Below are 26566 nucleotides of genomic sequence, written 5' to 3'. Positions count from 1 at the left end.
GCAATGGGTGAGGTCTTCGCTGGTCGGTACGAGCTGATCGACCCGATCGGACGCGGTGGAGTCGGCGCGGTCTGGCGCGCCTGGGACCAACGGCGACGGCGCTATGTGGCCGCCAAGGTCCTTCAGCAGAGCGACGCGCACACCCTGCTGCGCTTCGTCCGAGAGCAGGCGCTCCGCATCGATCACCCCCATGTCCTCGCCCCGGCCAGCTGGGCCGCGGACGACGACAAGGTGCTGTTCACCATGGATCTGGTGAGCGGCGGGTCGCTGGCGCATGTCATCGGCGACTACGGCCCGCTGCCGCCCCGCTTCGTCTGCGCCCTGCTCGACCAACTGCTGTCCGGACTCGCCGCGGTGCACGCGGAGGGGGTCGTGCACCGTGACATCAAGCCGGCCAACATCCTGCTGGAGGCCACCGGGACCGGGCGGCCGCATCTGCGGCTGTCCGATTTCGGCATCTCCATGCGCAAGGGCGAGCCGCGTCTGACCGAGACCAACTATGTGGTGGGGACGCCCGGTTACTTCGCGCCCGAGCAGATGATGGGCGCGGAGCCGGACTTCCCGGCCGACCTCTTCGCGGTCGGGCTGGTCGCGCTCTATCTGCTCCAGGGCCGGAAGCCCGACTCCCGGGCTCTGGTCGAGCACTTCGCCGCGCACGGCACCCCAGGCGCCCCGCAGGGCATTCCCGAGCCGCTGTGGCAGGTCATCGCGGGCCTGCTGCAGCCCGACCCGCAGGCCAGGTTCCGCACGGCCACGGGCGCGCGCAAGGCCCTGACCTCGGCTGTCGAGATGCTTTCCGAGCCCGGAGTCGACGACGAACCCGTCGAAGTCTTCGACCAACTCGGTCCGCTCCCCGCGGGCTTCGGCCCCGACGGTCCCGACAGCCTCGACCGCCCCGCGACTTCCGCGGGCCCCACCGCCCAGACCGCTCCCGTCGCCGGCGCGGAACCCCAGTCGCAGCCCGCGCCCGCGCAGGCCGCCCCCGCGCAGCCCGCACCGCCCGCGCAGCCCGATCCGTACAACGCCGGGCAGCCGGCACAGCACCCCGGACAGCACACCGGCCACGGTCAGCCCGCTCCCCCCGTGCCGGCGCCCTCCGAGACCGGCTCCTTCCATCTCGCACCGCCGCCGGAGCAGCACACCCCACCCCCGCAGTCGGTCCAGCCACCCGCTCACCCGCCTGTACCCGCGCACGCGGCCTCCCCCCATCACGCCGCCGCTCCGGATCTCTCCCAGGCCCGGACGGCGGCGGTGCCGTACGAACAAGCTCCCACTCGTCAGTACACCGGCCACGGCCCGCAGGTTCCCACCCCCGCGCCGCCGCTTTCCCACGCAGCCACTTCAGCCGCCCACACGACCCCGCAACAGCGTCCGGGACCGCCCCCGAAGGTGGCGATCCCGGTGCTGTTCGTGGCGCTGGTCTGCTTCGCGGTCGGCATCTGGGCCCTCACCCAGGTCTGACGCCGGCCGCTTCCGCGTCAGCCATCCGCGTCACCAGCACCGCCGGTCACCAGCCCCGCCCGTCACCAGCCATGCGGCCCGCCCGGCGGCGGGCCGTACTGCGCGGACGCGGTCCCTCCCCCGCTCCTGCCGGCAGCCCGCCGCGCCAGCAGCGTCCACACCCCCAGCCCGAGCACCAGCACCGTCCCGGCCCCGATCCCGGCGGTCGCCACCACCTGCATCGTGTCGCTCCTGGCCGCCCCGGGCCCGCTCTGCCCGTCAGCCGCCGCCTCCTGGTCGTCGTCCGTGACCGCGAAGATCCCGGCGTCGCCGTCGTACCCGGGCCCGGCCTTCGCCGAGCCCGTCACGTTCACCCGCAGCGTCAGCGGCACGGCCGTGTCCCCGTACTCCTCCGCGACCTCCGGGCTGATCGAGGCCGACAGGTAGTACCAGCCGGCGAACCGCACCGCGCTGACGGTGCCGTCGGAGGCATAGCGGTTCCGGTAGGCCACGGGCGGCAGCGGATCCAGCGCCATCGACGTCTGCTTGCCCTGGTACGACAGGGTGTTCTGGTCGATGTGCCCGCGGGCCGGATTGTCCAGCGACAGGACGAACGCGTTGCCGATGTACTCGTCGCCTGCCGTACTCGACCCGAGGTCCGCCTGCACGAAGAGCTGCTGGCCCCAGTCGACGGGCACCCGGTAGAACCGCGTCTGCCCCGGCTTGATGTCGTCGCGCCACTCGCCCGTGCCGAGGCTCATGGCATCGCTGTAACTGGTGCCGCCCACGCGCTTCTGCGGGCCACCCGCAGGCGGCGCCGGGGAGGCGGAAGGCCAGTCCTCGGGCGCCTCGGTCGGCCCGGCGGCCTTGAGCCCCGGCTCCGTGTCGTAGCGGATCTCCAGGTCCCAGTCGTCGGCCGCGGAGGTGGCCTTGGTGGTGCGCTCGACCACCGCGTAGTAGGCGCCCCGCTCCTGACAGGTCGAACTGTCCGGCTCGATGGTCCGGTGGGCGTACGCCGCGATCGGGCGGGTGTACGCGGCCGACTCGAACTGCGCGTTCTCGGAGCTGCACTGAGTGGAGGAGCCGTCCTCGAGCACCACCTTGACGCCGTCGCCGTACTCGGCCTCGGCGCCCTGCCCGGGCACGACCACCACCGACACGTACGCGTTGGTCTCCGCGTCGAGGTCGACGCGGTAGTAGAGCTTGCCGTCCTTCTTGATCGTGTCCCGGTACACCGCCCCGGGCTTCAGGCTCTCGGCCTCGCTGCTGGTGATAGCCCCCCTGACACGCTCGGCCCCGCTGTCGAAGGTGTACGCGCTGGGCTCACCGGCCGCCCGGGCCACCTGGCCCGGCAGCGCCACCACCGCGCACATCGCCGCCATCCCGGCCAGCGCCACCCGGCCCCTGCTGCGCTGCCTCATCACGCGCTTCCCCTTGTCGTGTCCGTGGCCGCCCGCGGTCACGGCGGTCGCAGTGCCGGTCCATCCTGCCCCGCCGGTCCCACCGCTGTCTGCGCGCGTGGCCGAATCACCCGGCTTGTCCGCCTCGTTGCCCGCGTTCTTCGCCACCGCGCGGACGTCGGCGCTGCCACCCCCGCTGCCTGCGCCTCGGAGTCCCCACCACCGCGACCGAAGCTTTGCCTATGCAATTCGTTCATTCACTGGAGCGAACCCAAGGACCTTGAGTCATATCAGGAACACAGACAGCTACCACCCGCTGCGCCCGCGAGCAGCACAGAGCCCCGGCCGCTCGGCGGCCGGGGCTCTGTCACTCAGATTTGCGTGCGTCTCACACACCCGAACCTGCGGGCACGGAGTCGGTCGCCTCCGTCCACAGATCCTGCTCGGCGCGATCCGCCTGGATCTGGCGGTACACGAGGAGCCCGCCGATGGCGGCCAGTGCGACCAGGAGAAGCTTCTTCACCGCGCGACCTCGTCTTTCCTTGACGTTTGAGGACCTCTGGCGCCCGACTATACACACCGATCGATACCGTTCGGTGACCTGTGTCCGGGCCGACTCCCGCCCCGAAAAGGCCCCGTGAACGACCGAAAGGCCCGGACAGATGATTCCGTCCGGGCCTTCGTCACTGTGGGGCTAACAGGATTTGAACCTGTGGCCTCATCCTTATCAGGGATGCGCTCTAACCAACTGAGCTATAGCCCCTCCGCGCTCGCGCGCTGACCCCTGAAGATTAGCGCACCTGGGGGGCAGTCCCAAAATCGGTTCTCTGCCCCCCGCGACCTCCGCCTATTCGTCCTCGGCGAGAGTCAGCTCGACTCCGCCCACGAACCCGGCGGAGAGGTTGTAGATGAAGGCGCCCAGCGTCGCCAGGGCCGTGGCGAGCACCACATCGATCACCGCGATCACCGAGGTGAAGAGCAGCACGCGCGGCAGCGACAGGAACGACTGGAGGTCGAAGCCGTTGCTCTCGTTCGACCCGGTCGCCTCGCTGATCGTGCCGCCGACCGTCGAGAAGACGCCCATGGCGTCCATGACCATCCACAGCACCGCGGATGCGACGACGGTGCAGATGCCCAGCGCGATGGAGAGAAGGAAGCTGACCTTCATCACCGACCACGGATCGGCCTTGGCCACCCGGAGCCGCGCCTTGCGTGTCCGTGGCTGTGTGCTCGCCCCCGTGCGTGGCCGGCGCACTGCGCTGCCGGCCGCGCCGGCATGCGGCTGCTGCGCGGCACCGTGCTGCTGGCCGCCCTGCGTCCCCGCGCCCCCATGGGGTGAGGGGTACGCCTGGGGCGGGTGGTACGGCTGCGTTCCCTGCTGCACCGGTTGCTCCCCACCATGCGTTTCGTACGGGGGCTGCGGCCCCCGGGTGTCCGTCACCGTAACCCCCTGGGAGTCCGTGGTGGAGCCACCGGCACCGGTCGCCCCAGGGGCGGCTCCGGCAGCTCCGGCAGCAGCCGGTCCGGGTCCGGCGCCGGTGGCTCCACTCACGCTTTACTCCTCGTGCTCCCCAGCCGAGAGCTCCGTGCCCTCGGCGGCCTCGGCAGCCACACCAGCCTCGGCGGTCCCGGCCGTGACGCCGCTCTCGGCGTCCTCGGGCCCGTCGACCTCCTCGGCCTCGCGGCCGGCCTCGGCGTTGCGGGCGATGCCGACCACAGCATCGCGCTTGCCGAGATTGATCAGTTGGACGCCCATGGTGTCACGGCCCGTCTCCCTGACTTCATTGACTCGCGTACGAATCACGCCACCGGACAACGTGATGGCGAGGATCTCGTCGGTCTCCTCGACCACCAGCGCGCCGACGAGCGAACCGCGGTCCTCCACGATCTTGGCGGCCTTGATACCGAGGCCGCCGCGGCCCTGGACGCGGTACTCGTCGACGGCGGTCCGCTTCGCGTACCCGCCGTCGGTGGCAGTGAACACGAAGGTACCGGGCCTGACGACATTCATCGACAGCAGTTCGTCGCCCTCGCGGAAACTCATGCCCTTGACACCCGAAGTGGCACGGCCCATCGGGCGAAGCGCCTCGTCCGTCGCGGTGAACCGGATCGACTGCGCCTTCTTGCTGATGAGCAGCAGGTCATCCTCGGAGGACACCAGCTCGGCGCCGATCAGCTCGTCGGCACCGCCTTCGGCGCCGTCGTCCGTCTCCCGGAGGTTGATCGCGATGACACCGCCGGAGCGGGGCGAGTCGTAGTCCTTCAGCGAGGTCTTCTTCACCAGACCGGCCTTGGTGGCGAGCACCAGATAAGGCGCCGCCTCGTAGTCGCGGATCGCGAGGATCTCGGCGATCTGCTCGTCCGGCTGGAAGGCCAGCAGGTTGGCGACGTGCTGGCCGCGGGCGTCCCGGCCGGCGTCCGGCAGCTCGTACGCCTTGGCCCGGTAGACCCGGCCCTTGTTGGTGAAGAACAACAGCCAGTGGTGCGTGGTCGAGACGAAGAAGTGGTCGACGATGTCGTCCTGCTTCAGCTTCGTGCCGCGCACGCCCTTTCCGCCCCGCTTCTGCGAGCGGTAGTCCTCGGTCTTGGTCCGCTTGATGTAGCCGCCACGCGTGATGGTGACGACGATGTCCTCTTCGGCGATCAGGTCCTCGATGGACATGTCACCGTCGAAGGGGACCAGCTTGGAACGCCGGTCGTCGCCGAACTTCTCGACGATGACGGCCAGCTCCTCGCTGACGATCTGACGCTGCTTCTCGGGCGAGGCGAGGATCGCGTTGTACTCGTTGATCTTCGCCTGCAGCTCGTCGTGCTCCTGCACGATCTTCTGGCGCTCCAGGGCGGCGAGCCGGCGCAGCTGCATCTCCAGGATCGCATTCGCCTGGATCTCGTCGATCTGCAGCAGGCCCATCAGGCCCTCGCGCGCGACCTCGACCGTGTCACTGCGCCGGATCAGCGCGATGACCTCGTCGATCGCGTCGAGCGCCTTGAGCAGACCGCGCAGGATGTGGGCCCGCTCCTCGGCCTTGCGCAGCCGGAACTTCGTCCGACGGACGATGACCTCGATCTGATGCGTCACCCAGTGGCGGATGAACGCGTCGAGGGACAGCGTGCGCGGCACACCGTCGACGAGCGCCAGCATGTTGGCGCCGAAGTTCGTCTGCAGGTCGGTGTGCTTGTAGAGGTTGTTGAGGACGACCTTGGCGACGGCGTCACGCTTGAGCACGATGACGAGGCGCTGACCGGTCCGGGAGGAGGTCTCGTCGCGGACGTCGGCGATGCCGCCGACCTTGCCGTCCTTGACGAGGTCGGCGATCTTCTGCGCGAGGTTGTCCGGGTTGACCTGGTACGGCAGCTCCGTGACCACCAGGCACTGGCGGTTCTGGATCTCCTCGACCTCGACGACCGCGCGCATCGTGATGGAGCCGCGGCCGGTCCGGTACGCCTCCTCGATGCCCTTGCGGCCGACGACGAGCGCGCCGGTCGGGAAGTCCGGGCCCTTGATCCGCTCGATCAGCGCGTCGAGGAGCTCCTCGTGGCTGGCCTCGGGGTGCTCCAGCGCCCACTGGGCGCCGGCCGCGACCTCGCGCAGATTGTGCGGCGGAATGTTGGTGGCCATACCGACGGCGATGCCGGCGCTGCCGTTGACCAGCAGGTTCGGGAAGCGCGCCGGCAGGACCGTCGGCTCCTGGTTGCGGCCGTCGTAGTTGTCCTGGAAGTCGACGGTCTCCTCGTCGATGTCCCGGAGCATCTCCATGGACAGCGGCATCATCTTGCACTCGGTGTACCGCATGGCGGCGGCCGGGTCGTTGCCCGGGGAACCGAAGTTGCCGTTGGAGTCGACCAGCGGCATCCGCATCGACCACGGCTGTGCCAGACGGACGAGCGCGTCGTAGATCGAGGAGTCGCCGTGCGGGTGGTACGTACCCATGACGTCGCCGACGACACGGGCGCACTTGTAGAAGCCCTTCTCGGGCCGGTAGCCGCCGTCGTACATCGCGTAGAGCACACGGCGGTGGACCGGCTTGAGGCCGTCCCGTACGTCCGGCAGCGCACGCGAGACGATGACGGACATCGCGTAGTCGAGGTACGAGCGCTGCATCTCGGTCTCGAGCCCGACGGGCTCGATCCGCAGCTGCTGGTCTTCCTCTTCGGACTCGGTGGTCACGGGGGTGTTCTCGTCGGCCATTGCTGGTCTTCAGTCCTTTCGTGCGGTCAGCTGAGACCGACTCAGATGTCGAGGAAGCGGACGTCCTTGGCGTTGCGCTGGATGAAGGAGCGCCGCGCCTCTACGTCCTCGCCCATCAGCACCGAGAAGAGGTCGTCGGCCTGCGCGGCGTCGTCCAGGGTGACCTGGCCGAGTACGCGGTGCTCGATGTCCATGGTGGTGATGCGCAGCTCCTCGGCGTTCATCTCGCCGAGACCCTTGAAGCGCTGGATCGAGTCTTCCTTGATCCGCTTGCCCTGACGCTTGCCGAGCTCCACGAGGGCGTCGCGCTCGCGGTCCGAGTACGCGTACTCGAAGTCGTCCCGGCCCCACTTGATCTTGTAGAGCGGCGGGCGGGAGAGGAAGACGTGGCCCGCCTCGACCAGCGGGCGCATGAAGCGGAAGAGGAAGGTCAGCAGCAGCGTGTTGATGTGCTGTCCGTCGACGTCGGCGTCCGCCATCAGGATGATCTTGTGATAGCGGAGCTTCTCGATGTCGAAGTCCTCGTGGACACCGGTGCCGAAGGCCGAGATGAGGGCCTGGACCTCGGTGTTCTGAAGGATCTTGTCGATGCGCGCCTTCTCGACGTTCAGGATCTTGCCGCGGATCGGCAGGATCGCCTGGTACATCGGGTTGCGGCCGGACTTGGCCGAGCCGCCGGCGGAGTCACCCTCGACGATGAAGATCTCGCACTTGGTGGGGTCGTTCGACTGGCAGTCCGAGAGCTTGCCGGGCAGCGAGGCGCTCTCCAGCAGCCCCTTGCGGCGGGTCAGATCGCGGGCCTTGCGGGCGGCGACCCGGGCGGTGGCGGCCTGGATCGACTTGCGGATGATGTCCGCGGCCTCGTTGGGGTTGCGGTCGAACCAGTCGGTCAGGTGCTCGTGGACGACCTTCTGCACGAAGGTCTTCGCCTCGGTGTTGCCCAGCTTCGTCTTCGTCTGGCCCTCGAACTGCGGCTCGCCGAGCTTGACCGAGATGATCGCGGTGAGACCCTCGCGGATGTCCTCACCCGTGAGGTTGTCGTCCTTCTCGCGCAGCAGCTTCTTGTCGCGCGCGTAGCGGTTGACGAGACCGGTCAGCGCGGCGCGGAAGCCCTCTTCGTGAGTGCCGCCCTCGTGCGTGTGGATCGTGTTCGCGAACGAGTAGACACCCTCGCTGTACTGCGAGTTCCACTGCATCGCGATCTCGACCGAGAGCATCCGCTCCTTGTCCTCGGCGTCGATGTCGATGACCGAGGGGTGGATGAGCTCGCCCTTGCGCGAGTTCAGGTACTTCACGAAGTCGACGATGCCGCCCTCGTAGTGGTACGTGACCGTACGCGCCTTCGGCTCCGCGGCTGCCTCGGCGTCCGGGTCGTCGGCGCCGACCGTGGCCTTCGCCGACTCGCGCTCGTCCGTCAGCGTCAGGGTCAGGCCCTTGTTGAGGAAGGCCATCTCCTGGAAACGGCGCGAGAGCGTCTCGAAGGAGTACTCGGTCGTCTCGAAGATGTCGGGGTCGGCCCAGAAGGTGACCGAGGTGCCGGACTCGTCGGTCGCCTCGTTCTTCTGCAGCGGCGCGGTGGGCGTGCCCAGCTTGTAGTCCTGCGTCCAGCGGTGACCGTCGGTCTTGACCTCGACCGCGACCTTGGTCGACAGCGCGTTCACCACGGACACACCGACTCCGTGGAGACCACCGGAGACGGCGTAGCCGCCGCCGCCGAACTTGCCGCCCGCGTGCAGCACCGTCAGCACGACCTCGACGGCCGGCTTCCCCTCGGAGGGGACGATGCCCACAGGGATGCCTCGCCCGTTGTCCACAACCCGGACACCGCCGTCGGCGAGGATCGTCACGTCGATCGTGTCCGCGTGACCGGCCAGGGCCTCGTCGACGGAGTTGTCGACGACCTCGTAGACGAGGTGATGGAGTCCACGCTCACCGGTCGAGCCGATGTACATGCCGGGCCGCTTGCGGACCGCGTCCAGACCCTCGAGGACGGTGATCGCGCTGGCGTCGTAGGACGGGGAGGCCGTGGCCTCGCCGGTCGCGTCGGCAGCAGTGGAAGGAATGTTCTCGTTGGGGTTGCCGGAATCGGCCACGAAGCGCCCTTTCTGGCACAGCACAAGCCGTTCTCCGGGCTAGCGGGAGCGGCTGCGTCGTTCGGCAGTAATCCACGTGTCCCGTCCGTCGGGCGGGATTCTCTACCAGTCTACCGGTACCGCCGACATGAATGGGGGTTTGCCGGTACCTGAGTCCGCATGTGCCGCCCTGAACGGGCGTCGACCGACTCCCCATATTCGGGAAGGGGCTCCAAGAGGCTCACACGGGCATTGAGCGCTTCGGCCTGTCAACCTTCGGCTACGGTGAGGGACGCCTCATGGGACGCATGGTGATCCGGAGGTCTCCGCGCGGGACGTAGCACCGCGGAGCGGGGTCGATCGGGGGCCCGAAGGTCAGCCGTAGGTGTCGCCCGGGCCCGTGCTGCCGGGCGCCCGGAGCGGGCCGAAGCGGCGAGCGGGACCGCCCGGACCGAGCACCTTGATCAGTCGGACCGTCCCCTGGCCGAGGTCCTCGTTCAGTCGCGCCACCAGCCGCGGGGCAAGCAGCCGCAGCTGTGTCGCCCACGCCGTCGAGTCGCACTGCACGGTCAGGACGCGCTCGTCCGGGGCCTCGTCGTACCGCAGCGGCACGCAGTGCTTCGCCAGGTCCTCGCCCACGATCTGCGGCCAGCGGCCCATCACACCGCCCACCGCCGCGGGCGTCTCCCAGCCCCGCTCGGTGATCAGCCGGTTGATCGCGGCGCCCAGCGGCAGCGGGTCGCGCCCGTCCGCCCGGGCACCGGAGCGCAGTCCGCCGCCCCGCCTGGCCTGACGCTTCTCCTGCGCGGCCGCGCCTCGCGCCCGCGCCTGCTCCTTGGCGGCGCGCAGCGCCACGCGTGCCAGATCCACCCCGGACGGCTCCGGCGTCTTGGACGTCCCGTCCTCGCTCATACGCGCTCCACCGCCCCGTCCGCCACGGCGTACCGCGCCCCCGCGAGCACTCCCGGAACGTCGTCGTCCACCGCCGCCGTCACCAGCACCTGCTCGCCCGGAGCCACCAGTTCCGCAAGCCGCTCCCGGCGACGGGCGTCCAGCTCGGCGAAGACGTCGTCGAGGACGAGCACCGGCTCGTTGCCCTCGGCCCTGAGCAGGTCGTACGAGGCCAGCCGCAGCGCCAGCGCGTACGACCAGGACTCGCCGTGGCTCGCGTACCCCTTCGCCGGCAGCTCGCCCAGCTTCAGCAGCAGCTCGTCGCGGTGCGGCCCGACGAGCGTGACGCCCCGCTCGATCTCCTGCTTGCGCGACTCCGCGAGCGCGGCGATGAGCTGCTCGTACAGCTCGTCGCGCGCGTGCCCGTCGCCGCCGGCCGATCCGCGGTACTCCAGCGCGACCGGCCCGCCGCCCGGCGCCAGCTGCTCGTACGCCTTGTCGGTCAGCGGCCGCAGCGCCGCGATCAGATCGAGCCGCCGGGCCAGCAGCTCCGCGCCCGCGTGCGCCAGATGCTGGTCCCAGACGTCGAGCGTGGACAGATCCATCGAGCGGCCGCCGTGCCGCCGCGCCATCGCCGCGGACTTCAGCAGCGTGTTGCGCTGCTTGAGCACTCGCTCGTAGTCGGACCGCACCCCCGCCATCCGCGGGGAGCGCGCCGTGATCAGTTCGTCGAGGAAACGCCGCCGCTCGCCGGGATCCCCCTTGACCAGCGCCAGATCCTCCGGCGCGAAGAGCACCGTCCGTACGATCCCGAGCACGTCCCGCGGCCTGACCTGGGACGACCGGTTGATCCGCGCCCGATTCGCCCTGCCGGGATTGAGCTCCAGCTCGATCAGCTGGGAACGCTCGCCCTGTGTGACGGCCGCGCGGATGACGGCGCGGTCCGCCCCCACCCGCACCAGCGGAGCGTCGGACGCGACCCGGTGGCTGCCGAGGGTCGCGAGATAGCCGACGGCCTCGACCAGGTTCGTCTTGCCCTGGCCGTTCGCCCCCACGAACACGCTGACGCCCGGGTCGAGCGGGACCTCGACCCGGGCGTACGAGCGGAAATCGGCCAGCGACAGATGCGTGACATGCATGTGGACGCCGACCTCCCCCGGCTGCTGCTCACTGCTCACCGACGGGCTGTTGGCGGCAGGACGTTGCCAACAGCCTGTGGATTACTTCTTGCTCTCGACCGCGTGTCCGCCGAACTGGTTCCGGAGGGCAGCGATCATCTTCATCTGCGGGGAGTCCTCCTGGCGCGACGCGAACCGCGCGAAGAGCGACGCGGTGATCGCAGGCAGCGGCACCGCGTTGTCGATCGCGGCTTCCACAGTCCACCGGCCCTCGCCGGAGTCCTGTGCATAACCACGCAGCTTCTCCAGGTGCTCGTCCTCGTCCAGGGCGTTGACCGCCAGGTCGAGCAGCCAGGAGCGGATGACCGTGCCCTCCTGCCAGGAGCGGAAGACCTCACGGACGTCCGTGACCGAGTCGACCTTCTCCAGCAGCTCCCAGCCCTCGGCGTAGGCCTGCATCATGGCGTACTCGATGCCGTTGTGGACCATCTTCGCGAAGTGTCCGGCACCGACCTTGCCCGCGTGCACCGAGCCGAACTCGCCCTCGGGCTTCAGCGCGTCGAAGATCGGCTGCACCCTGGCGACATGCTCCTCGTGGCCGCCGTACATCAGCGCATAGCCGTTCTCCAGGCCCCAGACGCCGCCGGACACACCGCAGTCGACGAAGCCGATGCCCTTGATGCCCAGCTCGACGGCGTGCTTCTCGTCGTCCGTCCACCGCGAGTTGCCGCCGTCCACGACGATGTCGCCGGGGGAGAGCAGCGCGGCCAGCTCGTCGACGGTGGCCTGCGTCGCGGCACCGGCCGGGACCATCACCCACACGACGCGCGGACCCTTGAGCTTGGCCACAAGCTCCTCGAGGCTGTGGACATCGGAGAGTTCCGGGTTGCGGTCGTAGCCGATGACGGTGTGGCCTGCGCGGCGGATGCGCTCGCGCATGTTGCCGCCCATCTTGCCGAGGCCGACGAGACCGAGCTCCATCAGAGTTTTCCTTAGCGTCGTGTGCAGTCTGGTACCCGCGTCCGAGCCTACGCCGGGACGCGGGTGCACACCTGTGGGGTCAGCCGCTCAGGCGTACGCCTGTACGAAGGCAGCCGACCGGTGCTTACGGCCGGTCAGCCCGAGAGCCGCACCGGCATGATCAGGTACTTGTAGGCCTCGTCCGCCTCCGCGTCCACCGCGGGCTTGCCGCTGAGCAGCGCGGGCTTGGTGGACGTGGTGAAGGAGAGCTGGGCCACGGGGGAGTCGATGGCGCTCAGGCCGTCCAGCAGGAACGTCGGGTTGAAGGCGATGGAGATGTCGTCGCCCTCCAGCTGCGCGTCCACACGCTCCACAGCCTGTGCATCGTCGCTGGAGCCGGCCTCCAGGATCAGCACGCCCTGCTCGAAGCTGAGCCGCACCGGGGTGTTCCGCTCGGCGACGAGGGCGACGCGCTTGACGGCCTCGACGAACGGGGCGGTCTCGATCACCGCGACCGAGTTGAACTCGGTCGGGAACAGCGTCCGGTACTTCGGCAGGTCACCCTCGAGCAGGCGGGTGGTGGTGCGCCGGCCGGCACCCTCGAAGCCGATGAGGCCCTCGCCGGCACCGGAGCCGGACAACGCCAGCGTGACCGTGTCACCGCTGGTCAGCGCCTTGGCCGTGTCGAGCAGCGTCTTCGCGGGCACCAGGGCGACCGCGGAGGCGTCCGGGGACTCCGGCTTCCACAGGAACTCGCGGACCGCGAAGCGGTAGCGGTCGGTGGAGGCCAGGGTGACCGTGTCGCCCTCGATCTCGATCCGTACGCCGGTCAGGACGGGCAGGGTGTCGTCGCGGCCCGCGGCGATGGCGACCTGGGCGGCGGCCGAGGCGAAGACCTCACCGGGGACGGTGCCGGTCGCGGTCGGCATCTGCGGCAGCGCCGGGTACTCCTCCACAGGCAGTGTGTGGAGGGTGAAGCGGGAGGAGCCGCAGACCACGGTCGCCCGTACACCGTCTGTGGAAATCTCCACCGGCCGGTTGGGGAGGGCGCGGCTGATGTCGGCGAGGAGACGGCCGGAGACGAGCACCGTCCCTTCCTCCTCGACCTCGGCGTCGACCGAGACCTTGGCCGAGACCTCGTAGTCGAAGCTGGAGAAGCTGAGAGCGCCGTCCTCGGCCTTCAGAAGAAGGCCCGCGAGAACGGGCGCCGGCGGACGGGCCGGGAGGCTCCTGGCCACCCACGCCACCGCCTCCGCGAGTACATCGCGCTCCACCCGGATCTTCACCGGAACCGCCTCCTGCTGTTGCTCGCTCGCCCTGCTGGCCTTCGTCACCGGCACGGGGCTCTCAGCCGGAGCCGGGCCCGATGCCGGAGACCAGTCTGACGCACGGCACCGACAGTCGGTGCGGGTCGGGGTCAAGTCGAGACAAGAGCCAGCCGGAGCTCCGGCGCCGAGTTGTGCACAGGGCCCTCTTCGAAGCGGATTCCCCGGTAACTCTAAGTGGGAGTAGTAGTAGGGCCTGTGGAAACCGTGGATAACGCCATCCGCGCAGGTCAGGCGCGATTTTTTGTCCACCGGGCCTGTGGGCGCGAGCGGTGGACAACCCGTGCTTTCTGTGGACGCCTCGAAGTTCTGCACATCCGGTGCACAGGGCACACCGACTTCTCCCCAGTGCTGTCCCCAGCTTTACCCACGTTCCCCACAGCCCAATCCAGCGCCTTGGTGTGACGCCTTTCACTCGGTCCGGTGAGCTCGGGCGTTTCGTTGCCGAACAGTGGACAGAGGTGTGGAGAAGCCGGACGAAGCTGTGGGCAACAACGCCCGGCCTGTGGGCTGCATGGGGACAACCTGGATCACAGACTGTGGACGGAAGATCCGTCCACAGTCTGTGGAACGTGGCTGGCCACAAATCCACAACCGGTTGACCTGGAGTGATCAAGTCTCATCAACCGTGCCTGTGGACGCAATCTGGACAACTCGGGAGTCCCCAGGCTGTGGACGGAAGATCGTCCGTACTTCTGTGGAGAACGGGCCGGCGGCGGCATGTATTCGAACAGCGCCGTGGCGGGGTGGTGGCGGCGCGGTGGCGCGCCGATGGCCGATGGCTGCGTCCGAAACCGCGAAGGGCGCCCCGGGAGTCCGTCCCGGGGCGCCCTTCGGCAGCCGTATGAGGAGCCTGTGCCGGCCCTGTGCCTGTCCTCTGCCCGCCCCTGCGTCCGCCTCTGCCCCTGTGCGCGGCGACGGTGGCGTGGCGTGCCGGTGTGGCGGTGTGGCGGTGTCAGCCGTTCTTGATGCGGTTGGTCAGCTCGGTGACCTGGTTGTAGATCGAGCGCCGCTCGGCCATGAGCGCGCGGATCTTCCGGTCCGCGTGCATCACCGTCGTGTGGTCGCGGCCACCGAACTGCGCGCCGATCTTCGGCAGCGAGAGGTCCGTGAGCTCCCTGCACAGGTACATCGCGATCTGCCGGGCAGTGACCAGCACCCGGCTGCGTGAGGACCCGCAGAGGTCCTCCACCGTCAGCCCGAAGTAGTCGGCTGTCGCCGCCATGATCGCTGTCGCCGTGATCTCCGGGGAGCTGTCCTCTCCGCCCGGGATCAGATCCTTGAGGACGATCTCGGTGAGCCCGAGGTCGACCGGTTGCCGGTTGAGGCTGGCGAAGGCCGTGACCCGGATGAGGGCGCCCTCCAGCTCACGGATGTTCCGCGAGATCCGGGAGGCGATGAACTCCAGTACCTCCGGCGGGGCGTTGAGCTGCTCCTGCACCGCCTTCTTGCGGAGGATCGCGATCCGCGTCTCCAGCTCCGGCGGCTGCACATCGGTGGTCAGACCCCACTCGAAGCGGTTGCGCAACCGGTCCTCGAGGGTCATCAGCTGCTTGGGCGGCCGGTCCGAGGACAGCACGATCTGCTTGTTCGCGTTGTGGAGCGTGTTGAAGGTGTGGAAGAACTCCTCCTGCGTCGACTCCTTGCTCGCGAGGAACTGGATGTCGTCGACCAGCAGGATGTCCACATCCCGGTAGCGCTTGCGGAACGCGTCGCCCTTGCCGTCCCGGATCGAGTTGATGAACTCGTTCGTGAACTCCTCGGAGCTGACGTACCGAACGCGCGTTCCGGGGTAGAGGCTTCGCGCGTAGTGCCCGATGGCATGCAGCAGATGGGTCTTGCCCAGCCCCGACTCCCCATAGATGAAGAGGGGGTTGTACGCCTTCGCCGGGGCCTCGGCCACCGCCACGGCAGCGGCGTGCGCGAAGCGGTTGGAGGCGCCGATGACGAAGGTGTCGAAGAGGTACTTGGGGTTGAGCCGGGCATGCGGCTCACCCGGTCCCGGCGCCGGCGACGGCTGCGCACCGAGCGGGCCGGGCCCGCCGCCGGGGACTCCCCCGCCGGAAGGTCCGCCCGGACCGCCATGCCGCGGGCCGCTGGGCTCAGGCCGTTCGTGGCGCTCGGGCCGCTGCTGGTCGTACTGCCCGCGGTCGGGCAGCGGCGACCGGTAGTCGTGCTGCTGGGGGCGGGTCGCGTACGGATCGCGCTCCTGGTATCCGCCGTGCCGGGGCTGCTGCCAGGACAGGTCCTCGGCGGTGCGTGGCCAGGCGCCGGGCTCGGGGCGCTGCTGGTATTCGGGGTACGCGGGGCGGACGGTGGGCATCCCGTCGTCGTTCGTGGGCCGGTGCCCGTAGCCGTCGTACGCGTCGCTGTGGCGCGGCTCGTCGTGCTGCGGCCCCTGGTAACGGGGCTGCTGCTGCATGGGAGGGGCCGACGGGGTGGTGGCCGGCTCCGCCACGGACTCGTCGACGGTGATCGCGATGCGGATCGGACGGCCGCATTCGCGACTGAGGGTGTCGCTGATCAGCGGGGCCAGCCGGCCTTCGAGGACGCGCTTGCCCCACTCGTTGGGGACGGCGAGGAGAGCGGTGTCGGCCACCAGCGCGAGCGGCTGGCAGCGCTCGATCCACTGCTTGTCCTTCGGCTCGATGCCCTGCTGGCCCTCCCCGAGGAGCTGCTCCAGCACTCGTGGCCACACTGCGGCAAGATCGGCAGGTACGTCAGCCACAAGGCACGCTCTCTCACAGGTCCCACGAATGTGTGGTTCTCGGGACGGGTTGGTCAGGCCCGGCAGGCGGGTAGGAAAGGAATTCGAGTCCAGTCACGGTAGTCAGGGCGACCGCGCGGTTCAAGTTGTTGTCCACAGCCTGTGCACAGCGGGCCCTGCCGTGGTGCTGGTTTGACCGAATGGCGTAGCCGCGCGTACCGTAACCAGGTCGAGTTGTCGATGGCTGCTGCCGCCTGCCTCCGATGGGCAAAGATCACGATCAGTAGATCACGATCGGTGATTGTGAAGCGGTGCACTCGGGCGTATTGCGAGCTACTCGTGGGCGCACGGTGACAGCCAGGCGATGTCCCGCCGCCACACGAATCATTACTGGAGCCCCCGAGTGAGCAAGCGCACCTTCCAGCCGAACAACCGTCGTCGCGCGAAGACCCACGGTTTCCGCCTGCGCATGCGTACCCGTGCCGGCCGCGCCATTCTGGCGAACCGCCGCAGCAAGGGTCGCGCCCGCCTGTCCGCCTGATCGCGTACAGGTCATGACGTGCTGCCTACCGAGAATCGGCTGAGGCGGCGCGAGGACTTCGCGACCGCGGTACGCCGGGGACGCCGGGCCGGACGCCCGCTTCTCGTCGTCCATCTACGCAGCGGTGCAACGGACCCGCACGCGCCTGGGGAGAGCGCTCCCCCGACGCGTGCGGGTTTCGTCGTGAGCAAGGCGGTAGGTGGCGCGGTCACCCGTAATCAGGTGAAGCGTCGACTGCGGCACCTGATACGCGAACGACTGCTCGAGCTGCCCCCCGGTAGCCTGGTGGTCGTACGGGCGCTGCCCGGAGCGGGCGACGCCGACCATGCACAGCTGGCCCGAGACCTGGACGCCGCTCTCCAGCGGCTGCTGGGAGGGGGCGCGCGATGAAGTACCCGCTGCTGGCTCTGATCAAGCTGTACCAGTGGACGATCAGCCCGCTGCTGGGGCCCGTCTGCAGGTACTACCCGTCGTGTTCTCACTACGGATACACAGCCATCGACCGGCATGGCGCGGTGAAGGGTACGGCCCTGACCGCCTGGCGGATCCTGCGGTGCAATCCGTGGTCGCCCGGCGGGGTGGACCACGTGCCACCGCGCAAACGACCTCGTTGGCACGAGCTGCTGCGCGAATACCTGCGTGGCGGCAAGGGCGGGCACCCCCCTGAGACCAGCCCGGCCGCAGAGACCTCGCCCAATGCTCAAGGAGCCTGATTAGTGGACACGATTGCCAGTCTCTTCAGCTTTATCACCACACCCGTCTCCTGGATCATCGTCCAGTTCCACAAGCTGTACGGGGCCCTTTTCGGCCCCGACACGGGCTGGGCCTGGGGACTGTCCATCGTGTCCCTGGTGGTGCTGATCCGTATCTGTCTGATCCCGCTCTTCGTGAAGCAGATCAAGTCGATGCGGAACATGCAGGCGCTCCAGCCGAAGATGAAGGCCATCCAGGAGCGCTACAAGAACGACCGACAGCGCCAGTCCGAAGAGATGATGAAGCTGTACAAGGACACGGGGACCAACCCGCTGTCCTCGTGCCTTCCGATCCTCGCGCAGTCGCCGTTCTTCTTCGCGCTCTACCACGTGCTGAGCAACATCGCCAACGGCAAGACGATCGGCGTGCTCAACCAGACGCTGGTGGACAGCGCCCGTGAGGCCCAGATCTTCGGCGCTCCGATCGCCGCCAAGTTCACGGACACCCAGGACAAGGTCGCTGCGCTCGGCGCCACGGTCATGGACGTCCGCGTCATCACCGCGGTGATGATCATCCTGATGTCCGCGTCGCAGTTCTACACGCAGCGCCAGCTGATGCAGAAGAACGTCGACCTGTCGGTCAAGACGCCGTACATGCAGCAGCAGAAGATGCTGATGTACATCTTCCCGGTGATCTTCGCCGTCATGGGTATCAACTTCCCCGTCGGTGTCCTCGTCTACTGGCTGACCACCAACGTGTGGACCATGGGCCAGCAGATGTATGTGATCAACCAGAACCCGACCCCCGGTTCCAAGGCGCAGGACAGCTACCTGCAGCGTCTGCTGAAGAGCGTCACCGCTCACGGCGAGGTGCGCGGCCGCCGCAAGCGCAACGTCGTCCAGGCCATCGTCGCCAAGGGCGCCGACCGCAACGAGAACGAGCGCCGCTTCATCGCGGGCCTGTCCAAGGCGGGCTTCGCCGCCCAGGCTGACGGCAGCGTGGTGAAGGGCGACACCCTCACTGCGGAGGCCGAGGGCGGAGCGGCCGGACGTCGTCAGCAGCCCAAGCGCCAGAGCAAGGCCCAGCGCCAGTCCGGTCCCGCTCAGGCCGGAAGCGCGCAGCAGGAACCCACGTCCACCACGTCCAAGACGTCGCTGGAGAAGGGCGAGCCGCAGGACGCCAAGCCGAAGCCCGCGGCCAAGACCGCCCCGGGTTCCGCGCGCCAAGCCAAGTCCGGACAGCGCAAGGGCCAGCAGCGGCCCAAGCACCCGTCGTCCAAGAAGTAAGAAGGAGTCCATCCGTGACGGAAGGCACCACCTCCGCCGCCGCCGAGGGTAGCGACACGCTGAACCACCTCGAGCAGGAGGGAGAGATCGCCGCTGACTACCTTGAGGGCCTGCTCGACATCGCCGATCTCGACGGCGACATCGACATGGACGTCGAGGCGGACCGGGCTGCGGTTTCGATCATCAGCGACACGAGCAGCCGGGATCTGCAGAAGCTCGTGGGCCGGGACGGCGAGGTGCTGGAGGCGCTTCAAGAGCTGACGCGTCTCGCGGTGCACCGGGAGACCGGGGATCGCAGCCGGCTCATGCTGGACATCGCGGGCTTCCGCGCCAAGAAGCGTGCCGAGCTCGCTGAGCTCGGGGCCAAGGCCGCGGACGAGGTCAAGAACTCCGGCGAGCCGGTGAAGCTGAAGCCGATGACCCCGTTCGAGCGCAAGGTCGTGCACGACGCGGTCGCCGCCGCTGGTCTGCGCAGTGAGTCCGAGGGCGAGGAGCCCCAGCGCTTCGTCGTCGTTCTCCCTGCCTGAACCTCATCGTTCTGTCGGCCCCGTCTGTTCGCAGGCGGGGCCGAATTTTGTCAGCCTGATAGTCAGCCAACACAGTGCGGTAGCGGTACGGAAGGACGGTTCCCGGTGACGGAGGCAGCAGAGCTTCCCCAGGCGCCCGAAGAGGCGCGGACGGTGTTCGGTGAATTCTTCCCCGAGGCTGTCCGGTACGCGGAGCTGCTCGCGGACGCGGGGGTCAAGCGTGGGCTGATCGGTCCGCGTGAAGTGCCACGGCTGTGGGAGCGGCATCTGCTGAACTGCGCGGTGCTCTCCGAGGTCGTGCCCGAGGGTGTCACCGTCTGTGATGTCGGCTCGGGCGCAGGGCTCCCTGGCATTCCGCTGGCTCTTGTCCGCCCGGATCTCAAGATCACGCTCCTTGAGCCGCTGCTCCGTCGCACCAATTTCCTCCAGGAAGTCGTCGAGCTCCTGGGCCTGGACCATGTCACGGTGGTACGCGGCCGGGCGGAGGAAGTGCTCGGGACGCTACCGCCGGTCCATGTCGTCACGGCGCGTGCGGTGGCTCCGCTGGATCGACTGGCCGGCTGGGGTGTGCCACTTCTGCGGCCGTACGGCGAGATGCTGGCCCTGAAGGGCGACACCGCGGAAGAGGAGATCAACGGAGCCCGGGCGGCTCTCAGCAAGCTCGGAGTCGTGGAGGCCTCCGTACTGCATGTCGGCGAGGGCATCGTCGACCCGCTGTCCACGGTGGTCCGGGTCGAGGTCGGCGAGAGCCCGGGTGGTGTCCGCTTTGCCGCCAAGCGGGCCAAGGCTGCCAGGGTCGGGCGCAGTCGTCGCCGTCGTTGATATGTGCGACCCTCGCGGATGACGGGGAGGTCGTCCGTCCCTGGGGCCTGCCGAGGATGGCTGTCGAGGGTCGTCGTCATGCGTCCCCATACGTACGCATTTCGGAGTGTCGTAACGATGTGACCCTGCGGCAAGTGCATCGTGTTTCACGTGAAACGTCGCTCACTGTTGCAGGGAATCATCAGCCGCGGCCGGGCCGCTGCCACGCCTCGTGACCAGAAGCCCCTCTTGAGGGCTACGGGATTGTCCACAGAGGTGGTTTCCTCCACAGAACCACCGGCCTCGCTGGTTCACGACCCCCAAGACATGGCAGGCTCTGTTCATCGCGAGCTTGAAGTCGAGGAGAGTGAATCCTTGCGGTCCGACGCCAACATCGCGGGACCGATGACCGACCCGGTCCCCGGTCCACGTACCGAGTCAACGGGGGACGATGTTTCACGTGAAACACCGCCCCCGATGGACGACACCCCCATTGGTCGTGCTGCCCAACTGGCGGTGGAGGCTCTGGGCCGTGCCGGCGAAGGTCTTCCCCGACCTGAGCAGACACGCGTCATGGTGGTCGCCAACCAGAAGGGCGGAGTGGGTAAGACGACCACAACGGTCAATCTTGCCGCTTCGCTGGCGCTGCACGGCGCCCGTGTTCTGGTGGTCGACCTGGATCCACAGGGCAATGCCTCCACGGCTTTGGGGATCGACCATCACGCCGAAGTCCCGTCGATCTATGACGTCCTTGTGGAGAGCAAGCCGCTCTCCGAGGTCGTCCAGCCGGTCCAGGATGTCGAAGGTCTCTTCTGTGCCCCCGCCACCATCGATCTCGCCGGTGCGGAGATCGAGTTGGTGTCCCTGGTCGCGCGGGAGAGTCGGCTGCAACGAGCAATTCAGGCGTATGAGCAGCCGCTGGACTACATCCTCATCGACTGCCCGCCGTCGCTCGGCCTGCTGACCGTGAACGCCCTCGTCGCCGGGGCGGAGGTGCTGATCCCCATCCAGTGCGAGTACTACGCGCTCGAAGGACTGGGGCAGCTCCTCCGTAACGTCGACCTGGTGCGAGGGCACCTCAACCCGGCGCTGCATGTGTCGACGATCCTGCTCACCATGTACGACGGTCGGACCAGGCTCGCCTCGCAGGTGGCGGACGAGGTTCGCAGTCACTTCGGTGATGAGGTGCTGCGGACAAGCATCCCGCGTTCCGTGCGCATCTCGGAGGCGCCCAGCTATGGGCAGACGGTTCTCACGTACGACCCGGGCTCCAGCGGTTCCCTGTCGTATCTTGAGGCCGCCCGTGAGATTGCGCTGCGGGGGGTCGGGGTTCATTACGAGGCCAAGGCCGCGCACGCGGTCAGCCAGAACAACCAGCAGAGTCAGTCGGAGGGGATCCAGTGAGCGAGCGACGTAGAGGATTGGGGCGTGGGCTCGGTGCACTGATCCCGGCCGCTCCACAGGAGAAGCCGGTGGCTTCCGACGGGGCCGGTCCTGCATCAGCGGGAGCGGGACCGGTTCTCACGGCGGAGCGAGGCGTAGCCGTCGCCAAGGTGGCCACGCTGCCGCCCGGGCCGGTGACCCCGGAGCCTCGGGCTGCCGAGCCGGAGCCCGAGACGATGTCGGACATCGTGTCGCCCGCCGGAGCGCACTTCGCCGAGGTGCCGCTGGACTCCATTACGCCGAACCCCCGGCAGCCGCGTGAGGTCTTCGACGAGGACGCACTTGCCGAACTGGTCACCTCCATCAAGGAGGTCGGTCTTCTTCAGCCCGTCGTGGTTCGGCAGCTCGGTCCCGACCGCTATGAGCTCATCATGGGTGAACGCCGCTGGCGGGCCTGCCGTGAGGCCGGCCTGGAGCGGATTCCGGCAATCGTGCGGGCGACGGAGGACGACAAGCTTCTCCTGGACGCCCTCCTGGAAAACCTCCACCGTGCACAGCTGAACCCACTGGAAGAGGCTGCCGCCTACGACCAGTTGCTGAAGGACTTCAAGTGCACCCATGACCAGCTGGCTGACCGGATCGGGCGCTCGCGTCCCCAGGTCTCCAACACGCTGCGGCTCCTTCGCCTGTCGCCGCCGGTTCAGCGCCGGGTCGCCGCCGGTGTGCTCTCCGCCGGTCACGCACGGGCCCTGCTGTCTATCGAGGACTCCGACGAGCAGGACCGGCTGGCGCACCGCATCGTCGCTGAAGGGCTGTCGGTGCGTGCTGTCGAGGAGATCGTGACCCTGATGGGCTCGGGGCCCTCGAGCGCTCCGAAGCCGAAGGGCCCCCGAGCGGGCACACGCCTCTCGCCGGCGCTCACGGATCTGGCGTCCCGGCTCTCTGACCGCTTCGAAACCCGGGTGAAGGTCGACCTGGGTCAGAAGAAGGGCAAGATCGTCGTCGAGTTCGCGTCGATAGAGGACCTGGACCGGATTCTCGGCACCCTCGCCCCGGGAGAAGGACGGGTCATGGAGCAGAGTGACTCCGAGGAACCCGCCGAGGACGACGAAATCTGAGCCTCGGTACAGGCTCAAGGGCGGATCGTGTCCGGCAGTCGGCGGAACACGGTCCGCCCTTTGCCGTCTCTCGGTAGGCGTGTCCTCGCTGGGTGGATACGATGCGTTCTGGTACGGCGCATCCACCTTGACCCATCTCAAAGGAAGGCGAGCCATGCGATCGGTGAGCCGCAGCCAGCTACTGACAGCCGGCCTGAGCATTGGCGCGGTCGGCGGGTTCATCGGCAGCCTGCTCCGGGAACGGAGCGCGTTGTCCGCTGCCCTTGGCGCGGCAGTCGAAGGAAGTGAGGAACAGCCTTCATGGGGCGTCGGCTCGTACCACTCACGTTGGACAACCTTCCAGACCTCCCCAAGCGCTGCCGAGCGTGTGTCTTCTGGGAGCTTGATCCAGTCAGTGGAGAAGCAGCAGTAAAAGCGGGCAGACCCGAGCTGGAGAAGGAAGCCTGGATCTCGGCCGTCCTACTGGAGTGGGGCTCCTGCGGACGTGTTGTCTATGTCGATGAGATCCCGGTGGGGTTTGTGCTGTACGCGCCGCCGGCCTATGTGCCGCGGTCGACGGCATTTCCCACGAGTCCTGTCTCACCGGATGCCGTGCAGCTCATGACCGCCTGGATCATGCCCAGCTATCAAGGCCAAGGACTAGGGCGGGTCATGGTCCAGACAGTGGCGAAGGATCTTCTCCGTCGGGGCTTCAAGGCGATCGAGGCATTCGGCGACGCCCGCTGGACCGAGCCGGCCTGTGTCCTGCCCGCTGACCATCTCCTGGCCGTGGGCTTCAAGACCGTCCGCCCTCACCCCACGCACCCCAGGCTCAGGCTGGAGCTGCGTACGACGCTTTCCTGGAAGGAAGACGTGGAGCTTGCGCTGGACCGGCTTCTGGGCGCAGTACAGAAGGAACCGGCGCTTCGGCCGCTGTGACCGAGGCTCGGAGACGGCGAATGGGCCAACCCCCTCGGGTTGGCCCATTCGTGTTTCACGTGAAACGAAGCGCGAGCTTGTCAGGCCTGGGCAACCTCGTCACCGATGAAGGTGTCGAGCTCGCGGACAAGCATGGCCTTCGGCTTGGCGCCGACGATGGTCTTGGCGACCTCGCCATTCTGATAGACGTTGAGCGTCGGAATGGACATGACGCCGTACTTCGCGGCCGTGGCCGGGTTCTCGTCGATGTTGAGCTTGACGATCTCGATCTTGTCGCCATGCTCAGCGGCGATGGCCTCCAGCGACGGGGCGATCTGGCGGCACGGACCGCACCATTCGGCCCAGAAGTCGACGAGCACGGGCTTGTCGCTCTTCAGGACCTCGTCGTCGAAATTGGCGTCGGTCACAGTCTTCAGGGCCACGGCGGCCTCCTTCGCTTACAGGGGTGTGGGGTGTGGGGGTCGTAGAAGCCAGAGGGGTCAGACCGCCGCTGCGGCAGTGGCCTTCTCGTCGTCCGCGAGGGCGGCGAGGAAACGCTCGGCGTCCAGCGCGGCCGAGCAGCCGGTGCCGGCGGCGGTGATGGCCTGCCGGTACGTGTGGTCAACCACGTCACCGGCGCCGAAGACACCGGTCAGGTTCGTGCGCGTGGACGGCGCATCGACCTTCAGGTAGCCCTCGCCGTCCAGCTCCAGCTGACCCTTGAAGAGCTCGGTCCGCGGGTCGTGTCCGACTGCGATGAACAGACCGGTCACGGGGAGCGGGGAGGTCTCGCCGGTCTTGGTGTTCCGCAGGGTCAGACCGGAGAGCTTCTGATCGCCGTGAATCTCGGCAACCTCGCTGTCCCAGGCGAACTTGATCTTCGGGTCGGCGAAAGCGCGATCCTGCATCGCCTTGGAGGCGCGCAGGGTGTCGCGGCGGTGGACGACCGTGACGGACTTGGCGAAGCGGGAGAGGAAGGTGGCCTCTTCCATCGCGGTGTCGCCGCCGCCGACGACGACAATGTCCTGGTCCTTGAAGAAGAAGCCGTCGCAGGTCGCGCACCAGGAGACTCCGCGGCCGGAGAGCGTGTCCTCGTTCGGGAGCCCGAGCTTGCGGTGCTGAGAGCCGGTTGCGACGATGACGGCCTTGGCACGGTGGACAGTGCCTGCCGTGTCGGTGACCGTCTTGATCTCACCCGTGAGGTCCACGGCGATGACATCGTCAGGCACGAGCTCAGCACCGAAGCGCTCTGACTGCGCCCGCATGTTGTCCATCAGGTCCGGCCCCATGATGCCGTCGCGAAAGCCGGGGAAGTTCTCGACATCAGTGGTGTTCATGAGCGCACCACCGGCGGTGACAGCGCCTTCGAATACCAGCGGGTTCAGCGATGCGCGCGCGGTGTACAGCGCGGCGGTGTACCCGGCCGGCCCGGAGCCGATGATGATCACATTACGGACGTCGCTCACGGGTTTCTTCCTCGTCTCTGCAGAACTGCCTACTGCCTATAGGGGCATCAACGACTCTCACCCCACCCAACGGATCCTACGGGGCTTGCATTCCCGAGGAGTCCGGGCGGCATCGTGGCGCGCTCAGGGACGAGAGTAGGCGTGCGTGAGAAGGAGTTTTCCCTTGCTGGACGGGGCTGAGTCGATGCATGCCGCGTCGACTACGTACGCCTGTACGCGGGTGCCGTCGGTCAGGTGTGGGAGCACGACGAGATAGACCGTGGTGTCTTCGTACGTACCTGGTGCGGCGGCGAGGGCCGGATCTGTACGGCCGGTGCCTTTCTGGATACAGGGCGGAACGGTGGCGGACGCTGTCCGCATGGGAGAGGCGGGGCCTTCCTTGGTGTCGGCCGAGGACCCGGTCTCCTCGCGGGGCTCCGATTTCATGACGTCCGGCGGGTCGTCCTTGGAGGTCGCATCGGCGGCCAGCAGGGTATGGACACGAGCCTGGAGTGTTTCTTCGGAGAAGTCGGCGGATGTGTCGGCAGCGCTGACGCCACTCTCGGCCTTCATCGCTGCGCCCCCGTCCGTGTCGGCGGACTGAAGGAGCACCACGCTCACTCCCAGGGCAGCAACACCGAAGGCGGCTCCGAGGAGAGCGGTACGGCGCCGACGCCGGGTTGCATACCCCCGGCCAGGACCGGTAGCCGCACGAGGATGGCCTGCGGGGCGATCGAGGTGGCCGCTCTCGGCAGGCTCCGCGGGCGATGTTTCACGTGAAACATGCTCGGGCTCGTCGTGCGGTGCCGTCGCATTCAGCAGCGCCTCGGCGGCCAAGGCGGCGTCGATGCGTCCGGCGATGTCGGCCGGCATGCGGGGAGGCCCCGGAAGCGTGCCCAGAAGGCCGCGGATCTCCTCCAGGGAGGTACGTACCTCGGCGCAGAGGGGACACTCCTCCAGATGTGCTCTGACTGCCGCCTGGCGGGTGGGTGAAAGGAGACCTTCGGTGAGATCGGAGATCTCGGAGACATCCGGGTGCTGAGCCGTGCCGGTCGTGGAGGTCACGTGCGCCCACCTCCGCCCTTCACAGCAGCAGGGTCGTTCGGCCCTGCATCCCTTGCTTCCGATGCCGGTGGGACGGATGCCCCTGGCGTCCGGTTCCTTCCCTCGCCGAGGTCGCTGTTACCCCGGGTGTCACTGCGCAAATGAGTGAGCATGGGGAGCAGCCGTGCCCGTCCGCGTGCACAGCGGCTCTTCACCGTTCCGGTGGGTACGTCCAGCACACGAGCGGCCTCCGCCACGGGGTAGCCCTGCATGTCGACCAGTACCAGTGCGGCCCGCTGATCGGCAGGAAGTCTGGCCAGGGCGGCAAGCAGCTCGCGGTGCAGATCCTGGCGCTCTGCCGGCGCCTCGGCGGATTCATGAGGTTCGAGTAGCTGCTCCAGCCGCTCGGTGTCATCGACGGGAGACGTCCTGCGGGACGCAGCCTTGCGGGCCCGGTCCAGACAAGCGTTGACGGTGATGCGATGGAGCCACGTCGTCACCGCGGACTGTCCGCGGAATGTGTGGGCGGCCCTGAAGGCCGAGACAAGTGCGTCCTGGACGGCGTCTGCCGCCTCCTCACGGTCGCCGAGCGTACGCAGGGCGACGGCCCACAACCGATCGCGGTGGCGCCGTACGAGCTCACCGAAGGCGTCCGGGTCACCGGCGACATGCCGTTCCAGGAGTTCCTGGTCGCCGGCGTCGCCGAGTGTGGCGTTGTCCAACGGTGAG

24 protein-coding genes and 1 tRNA gene are annotated in these 26566 nt (G+C 68.2%); 10 read left to right on the top strand and 15 right to left on the bottom strand.

Going from position 1 to position 26566, the window contains the following annotated elements:
• Window positions 1–3: 3 nt before the first annotated feature.
• Window positions 4–1461 (top strand): serine/threonine-protein kinase, encoded by a 1458-nt coding sequence (locus KK483_RS17880; protein WP_262006207.1) that lies wholly within the window; start codon window positions 4–6, stop codon window positions 1459–1461.
• A gap of 62 nt (window positions 1462–1523) precedes the next feature.
• Here KK483_RS17880 and KK483_RS17875 read toward each other — a convergent pair whose 3' ends face one another.
• The 11 genes from KK483_RS17875 to dnaA all read right to left on the bottom strand — a co-directional run bounded on the left by KK483_RS17875 (window position 1524) and on the right by dnaA (window position 16123).
• Complete coding sequence (locus tag KK483_RS17875) at window positions 1524–2861, bottom strand: hypothetical protein (protein ID WP_399014269.1); 1338 nt, start codon at window positions 2859–2861, stop codon at window positions 1524–1526.
• A gap of 367 nt (window positions 2862–3228) precedes the next feature.
• Window positions 3229–3363 carry a DLW-39 family protein gene (locus KK483_RS17870; RefSeq protein WP_003958712.1) on the bottom strand — a complete coding sequence of 45 codons (135 nt, stop codon included), beginning with the start codon at window positions 3361–3363 and terminating at the stop codon, window positions 3229–3231.
• Window positions 3364–3529: 166 nt separating this feature from the next.
• A tRNA-Ile gene (locus KK483_RS17865) sits at window positions 3530–3603 on the bottom strand.
• 84 nt (window positions 3604–3687) lie between these two features.
• On the bottom strand, window positions 3688–4281 hold the full coding sequence (locus tag KK483_RS17860) for a DUF3566 domain-containing protein (protein ID WP_313879322.1): 594 nt from the start codon (window positions 4279–4281) through the stop codon (window positions 3688–3690).
• 114 nt (window positions 4282–4395) lie between these two features.
• Entirely contained in the window at window positions 4396–7029 is a 2634-nt protein-coding gene (gene gyrA, locus KK483_RS17855) for a DNA gyrase subunit A (RefSeq protein WP_262006204.1), read from the bottom strand.
• Window positions 7030–7070: 41 nt separating this feature from the next.
• A complete protein-coding gene (gyrB, locus tag KK483_RS17850; RefSeq protein WP_313879321.1) occupies window positions 7071–9146 on the bottom strand; it encodes a DNA topoisomerase (ATP-hydrolyzing) subunit B in 2076 nt (691 codons plus the stop codon).
• A 330-nt stretch (window positions 9147–9476) separates the two neighbouring features.
• Window positions 9477–10013, bottom strand: a complete 537-nt coding sequence (locus tag KK483_RS17845; protein WP_262006203.1) for a DUF721 domain-containing protein — start codon at window positions 10011–10013, stop codon at window positions 9477–9479.
• Window positions 10010–11131 carry a DNA replication/repair protein RecF gene (gene recF, locus KK483_RS17840; protein ID WP_262009577.1) on the bottom strand — a complete coding sequence of 374 codons (1122 nt, stop codon included), beginning with the start codon at window positions 11129–11131 and terminating at the stop codon, window positions 10010–10012. Before recF ends, KK483_RS17845 begins: the two co-directional genes overlap by 4 nt.
• 81 nt (window positions 11132–11212) lie before the next feature.
• Window positions 11213–12091 (bottom strand): phosphogluconate dehydrogenase (NAD(+)-dependent, decarboxylating), encoded by an 879-nt coding sequence (gene gnd, locus KK483_RS17835; protein WP_262006202.1) that lies wholly within the window; start codon window positions 12089–12091, stop codon window positions 11213–11215.
• Window positions 12092–12225: 134 nt separating this feature from the next.
• A complete protein-coding gene (gene dnaN, locus KK483_RS17830) occupies window positions 12226–13356 on the bottom strand; it encodes a DNA polymerase III subunit beta (protein ID WP_242338739.1) in 1131 nt (376 codons plus the stop codon).
• A 994-nt stretch (window positions 13357–14350) separates the two neighbouring features.
• Window positions 14351–16123, bottom strand: coding sequence for a chromosomal replication initiator protein DnaA (gene dnaA / locus KK483_RS17825; protein WP_313879320.1), 1773 nt, complete (start codon window positions 16121–16123; stop codon window positions 14351–14353).
• Between the two features lie 382 nt (window positions 16124–16505).
• Between dnaA and rpmH the strand changes: the two genes are divergently transcribed.
• From rpmH to KK483_RS17780, 9 genes are all read left to right on the top strand, one after another.
• Complete coding sequence (rpmH, locus tag KK483_RS17820; RefSeq protein WP_182853871.1) at window positions 16506–16643, top strand: 50S ribosomal protein L34; 138 nt, start codon at window positions 16506–16508, stop codon at window positions 16641–16643.
• An 18-nt stretch (window positions 16644–16661) separates the two neighbouring features.
• A complete protein-coding gene (rnpA, locus tag KK483_RS17815) occupies window positions 16662–17033 on the top strand; it encodes a ribonuclease P protein component (RefSeq protein ID WP_242338735.1) in 372 nt (123 codons plus the stop codon).
• Window positions 17030–17356 (top strand): membrane protein insertion efficiency factor YidD, encoded by a 327-nt coding sequence (yidD, locus tag KK483_RS17810; protein WP_242338732.1) that lies wholly within the window; start codon window positions 17030–17032, stop codon window positions 17354–17356. The genes rnpA and yidD overlap by 4 nt, the downstream gene beginning before the upstream one ends.
• 3 nt (window positions 17357–17359) lie before the next feature.
• The gene (yidC, locus tag KK483_RS17805; protein WP_262006201.1) at window positions 17360–18622 is read left to right on the top strand and encodes a membrane protein insertase YidC; all 1263 of its coding nucleotides are present in this window, start codon (window positions 17360–17362) and stop codon (window positions 18620–18622) included.
• A gap of 14 nt (window positions 18623–18636) precedes the next feature.
• Window positions 18637–19149 carry a R3H domain-containing nucleic acid-binding protein gene (locus KK483_RS17800; protein ID WP_262006200.1) on the top strand — a complete coding sequence of 171 codons (513 nt, stop codon included), beginning with the start codon at window positions 18637–18639 and terminating at the stop codon, window positions 19147–19149.
• A gap of 105 nt (window positions 19150–19254) precedes the next feature.
• Window positions 19255–19971: a 16S rRNA (guanine(527)-N(7))-methyltransferase RsmG gene (rsmG, locus tag KK483_RS17795; protein ID WP_262006199.1), complete on the top strand. Its 717-nt coding sequence runs from the start codon at window positions 19255–19257 to the stop codon at window positions 19969–19971.
• 306 nt (window positions 19972–20277) lie between these two features.
• A complete protein-coding gene (locus KK483_RS17790; protein WP_313879319.1) occupies window positions 20278–21354 on the top strand; it encodes a ParA family protein in 1077 nt (358 codons plus the stop codon).
• Window positions 21351–22451: a ParB/RepB/Spo0J family partition protein gene (locus KK483_RS17785; protein WP_262006198.1), complete on the top strand. Its 1101-nt coding sequence runs from the start codon at window positions 21351–21353 to the stop codon at window positions 22449–22451. The genes KK483_RS17790 and KK483_RS17785 overlap by 4 nt, the downstream gene beginning before the upstream one ends.
• 300 nt (window positions 22452–22751) lie before the next feature.
• Entirely contained in the window at window positions 22752–23369 is a 618-nt protein-coding gene (locus KK483_RS17780; RefSeq protein ID WP_242338722.1) for a GNAT family N-acetyltransferase, read from the top strand.
• Between the two features lie 80 nt (window positions 23370–23449).
• On the opposite strand, the gene trxA is transcribed toward KK483_RS17780, so the two are convergent.
• The 4 genes from trxA to sigM all read right to left on the bottom strand — a co-directional run bounded on the left by trxA (window position 23450) and on the right by sigM (window position 26559).
• On the bottom strand, window positions 23450–23791 hold the full coding sequence (gene trxA, locus KK483_RS17775; protein WP_313879317.1) for a thioredoxin: 342 nt from the start codon (window positions 23789–23791) through the stop codon (window positions 23450–23452).
• Window positions 23792–23848: 57 nt separating this feature from the next.
• A complete protein-coding gene (gene trxB / locus KK483_RS17770; RefSeq protein ID WP_262006197.1) occupies window positions 23849–24814 on the bottom strand; it encodes a thioredoxin-disulfide reductase in 966 nt (321 codons plus the stop codon).
• A 123-nt stretch (window positions 24815–24937) separates the two neighbouring features.
• Window positions 24938–25858 carry an anti-sigma factor gene (locus tag KK483_RS17765; protein WP_262006196.1) on the bottom strand — a complete coding sequence of 307 codons (921 nt, stop codon included), beginning with the start codon at window positions 25856–25858 and terminating at the stop codon, window positions 24938–24940.
• Window positions 25855–26559 (bottom strand): RNA polymerase sigma factor SigM, encoded by a 705-nt coding sequence (gene sigM, locus KK483_RS17760; RefSeq protein WP_262006195.1) that lies wholly within the window; start codon window positions 26557–26559, stop codon window positions 25855–25857. Before sigM ends, KK483_RS17765 begins: the two co-directional genes overlap by 4 nt.
• Window positions 26560–26566 lie beyond the last annotated feature (7 nt).

It is taken from the genome of Streptomyces sp. FIT100 (assembly GCF_024584805.1).
Lineage (GTDB): Bacteria > Actinomycetota > Actinomycetes > Streptomycetales > Streptomycetaceae > Streptomyces.
This window is presented reverse-complemented; position numbering and strand designations above follow the sequence as displayed.

Coding starts and splice junctions, on each gene's coding strand:
- yidD (WP_242338732.1), top strand. CDS start 17,030: ATGAAGTACCCGCTGCTGGCTCTGATCAAGCTGTACCAGTGGACGATC.
- KK483_RS17875 (WP_399014269.1), bottom strand. CDS start 2,861: ATGAGGCAGCGCAGCAGGGGCCGGGTGGCGCTGGCCGGGATGGCGGCG.
- recF (WP_262009577.1), bottom strand. CDS start 11,131: ATGCATGTCACGCATCTGTCGCTGGCCGATTTCCGCTCGTACGCCCGG.
- KK483_RS17790 (WP_313879319.1), top strand. CDS start 20,278: ATGGCAGGCTCTGTTCATCGCGAGCTTGAAGTCGAGGAGAGTGAATCC.
- KK483_RS17780 (WP_242338722.1), top strand. CDS start 22,752: ATGGGGCGTCGGCTCGTACCACTCACGTTGGACAACCTTCCAGACCTC.
- gnd (WP_262006202.1), bottom strand. CDS start 12,091: ATGGAGCTCGGTCTCGTCGGCCTCGGCAAGATGGGCGGCAACATGCGC.
- KK483_RS17845 (WP_262006203.1), bottom strand. CDS start 10,013: ATGAGCGAGGACGGGACGTCCAAGACGCCGGAGCCGTCCGGGGTGGAT.
- gyrA (WP_262006204.1), bottom strand. CDS start 7,029: ATGGCCGACGAGAACACCCCCGTGACCACCGAGTCCGAAGAGGAAGAC.
- KK483_RS17880 (WP_262006207.1), top strand. CDS start 4: ATGGGTGAGGTCTTCGCTGGTCGGTACGAGCTGATCGACCCGATCGGA.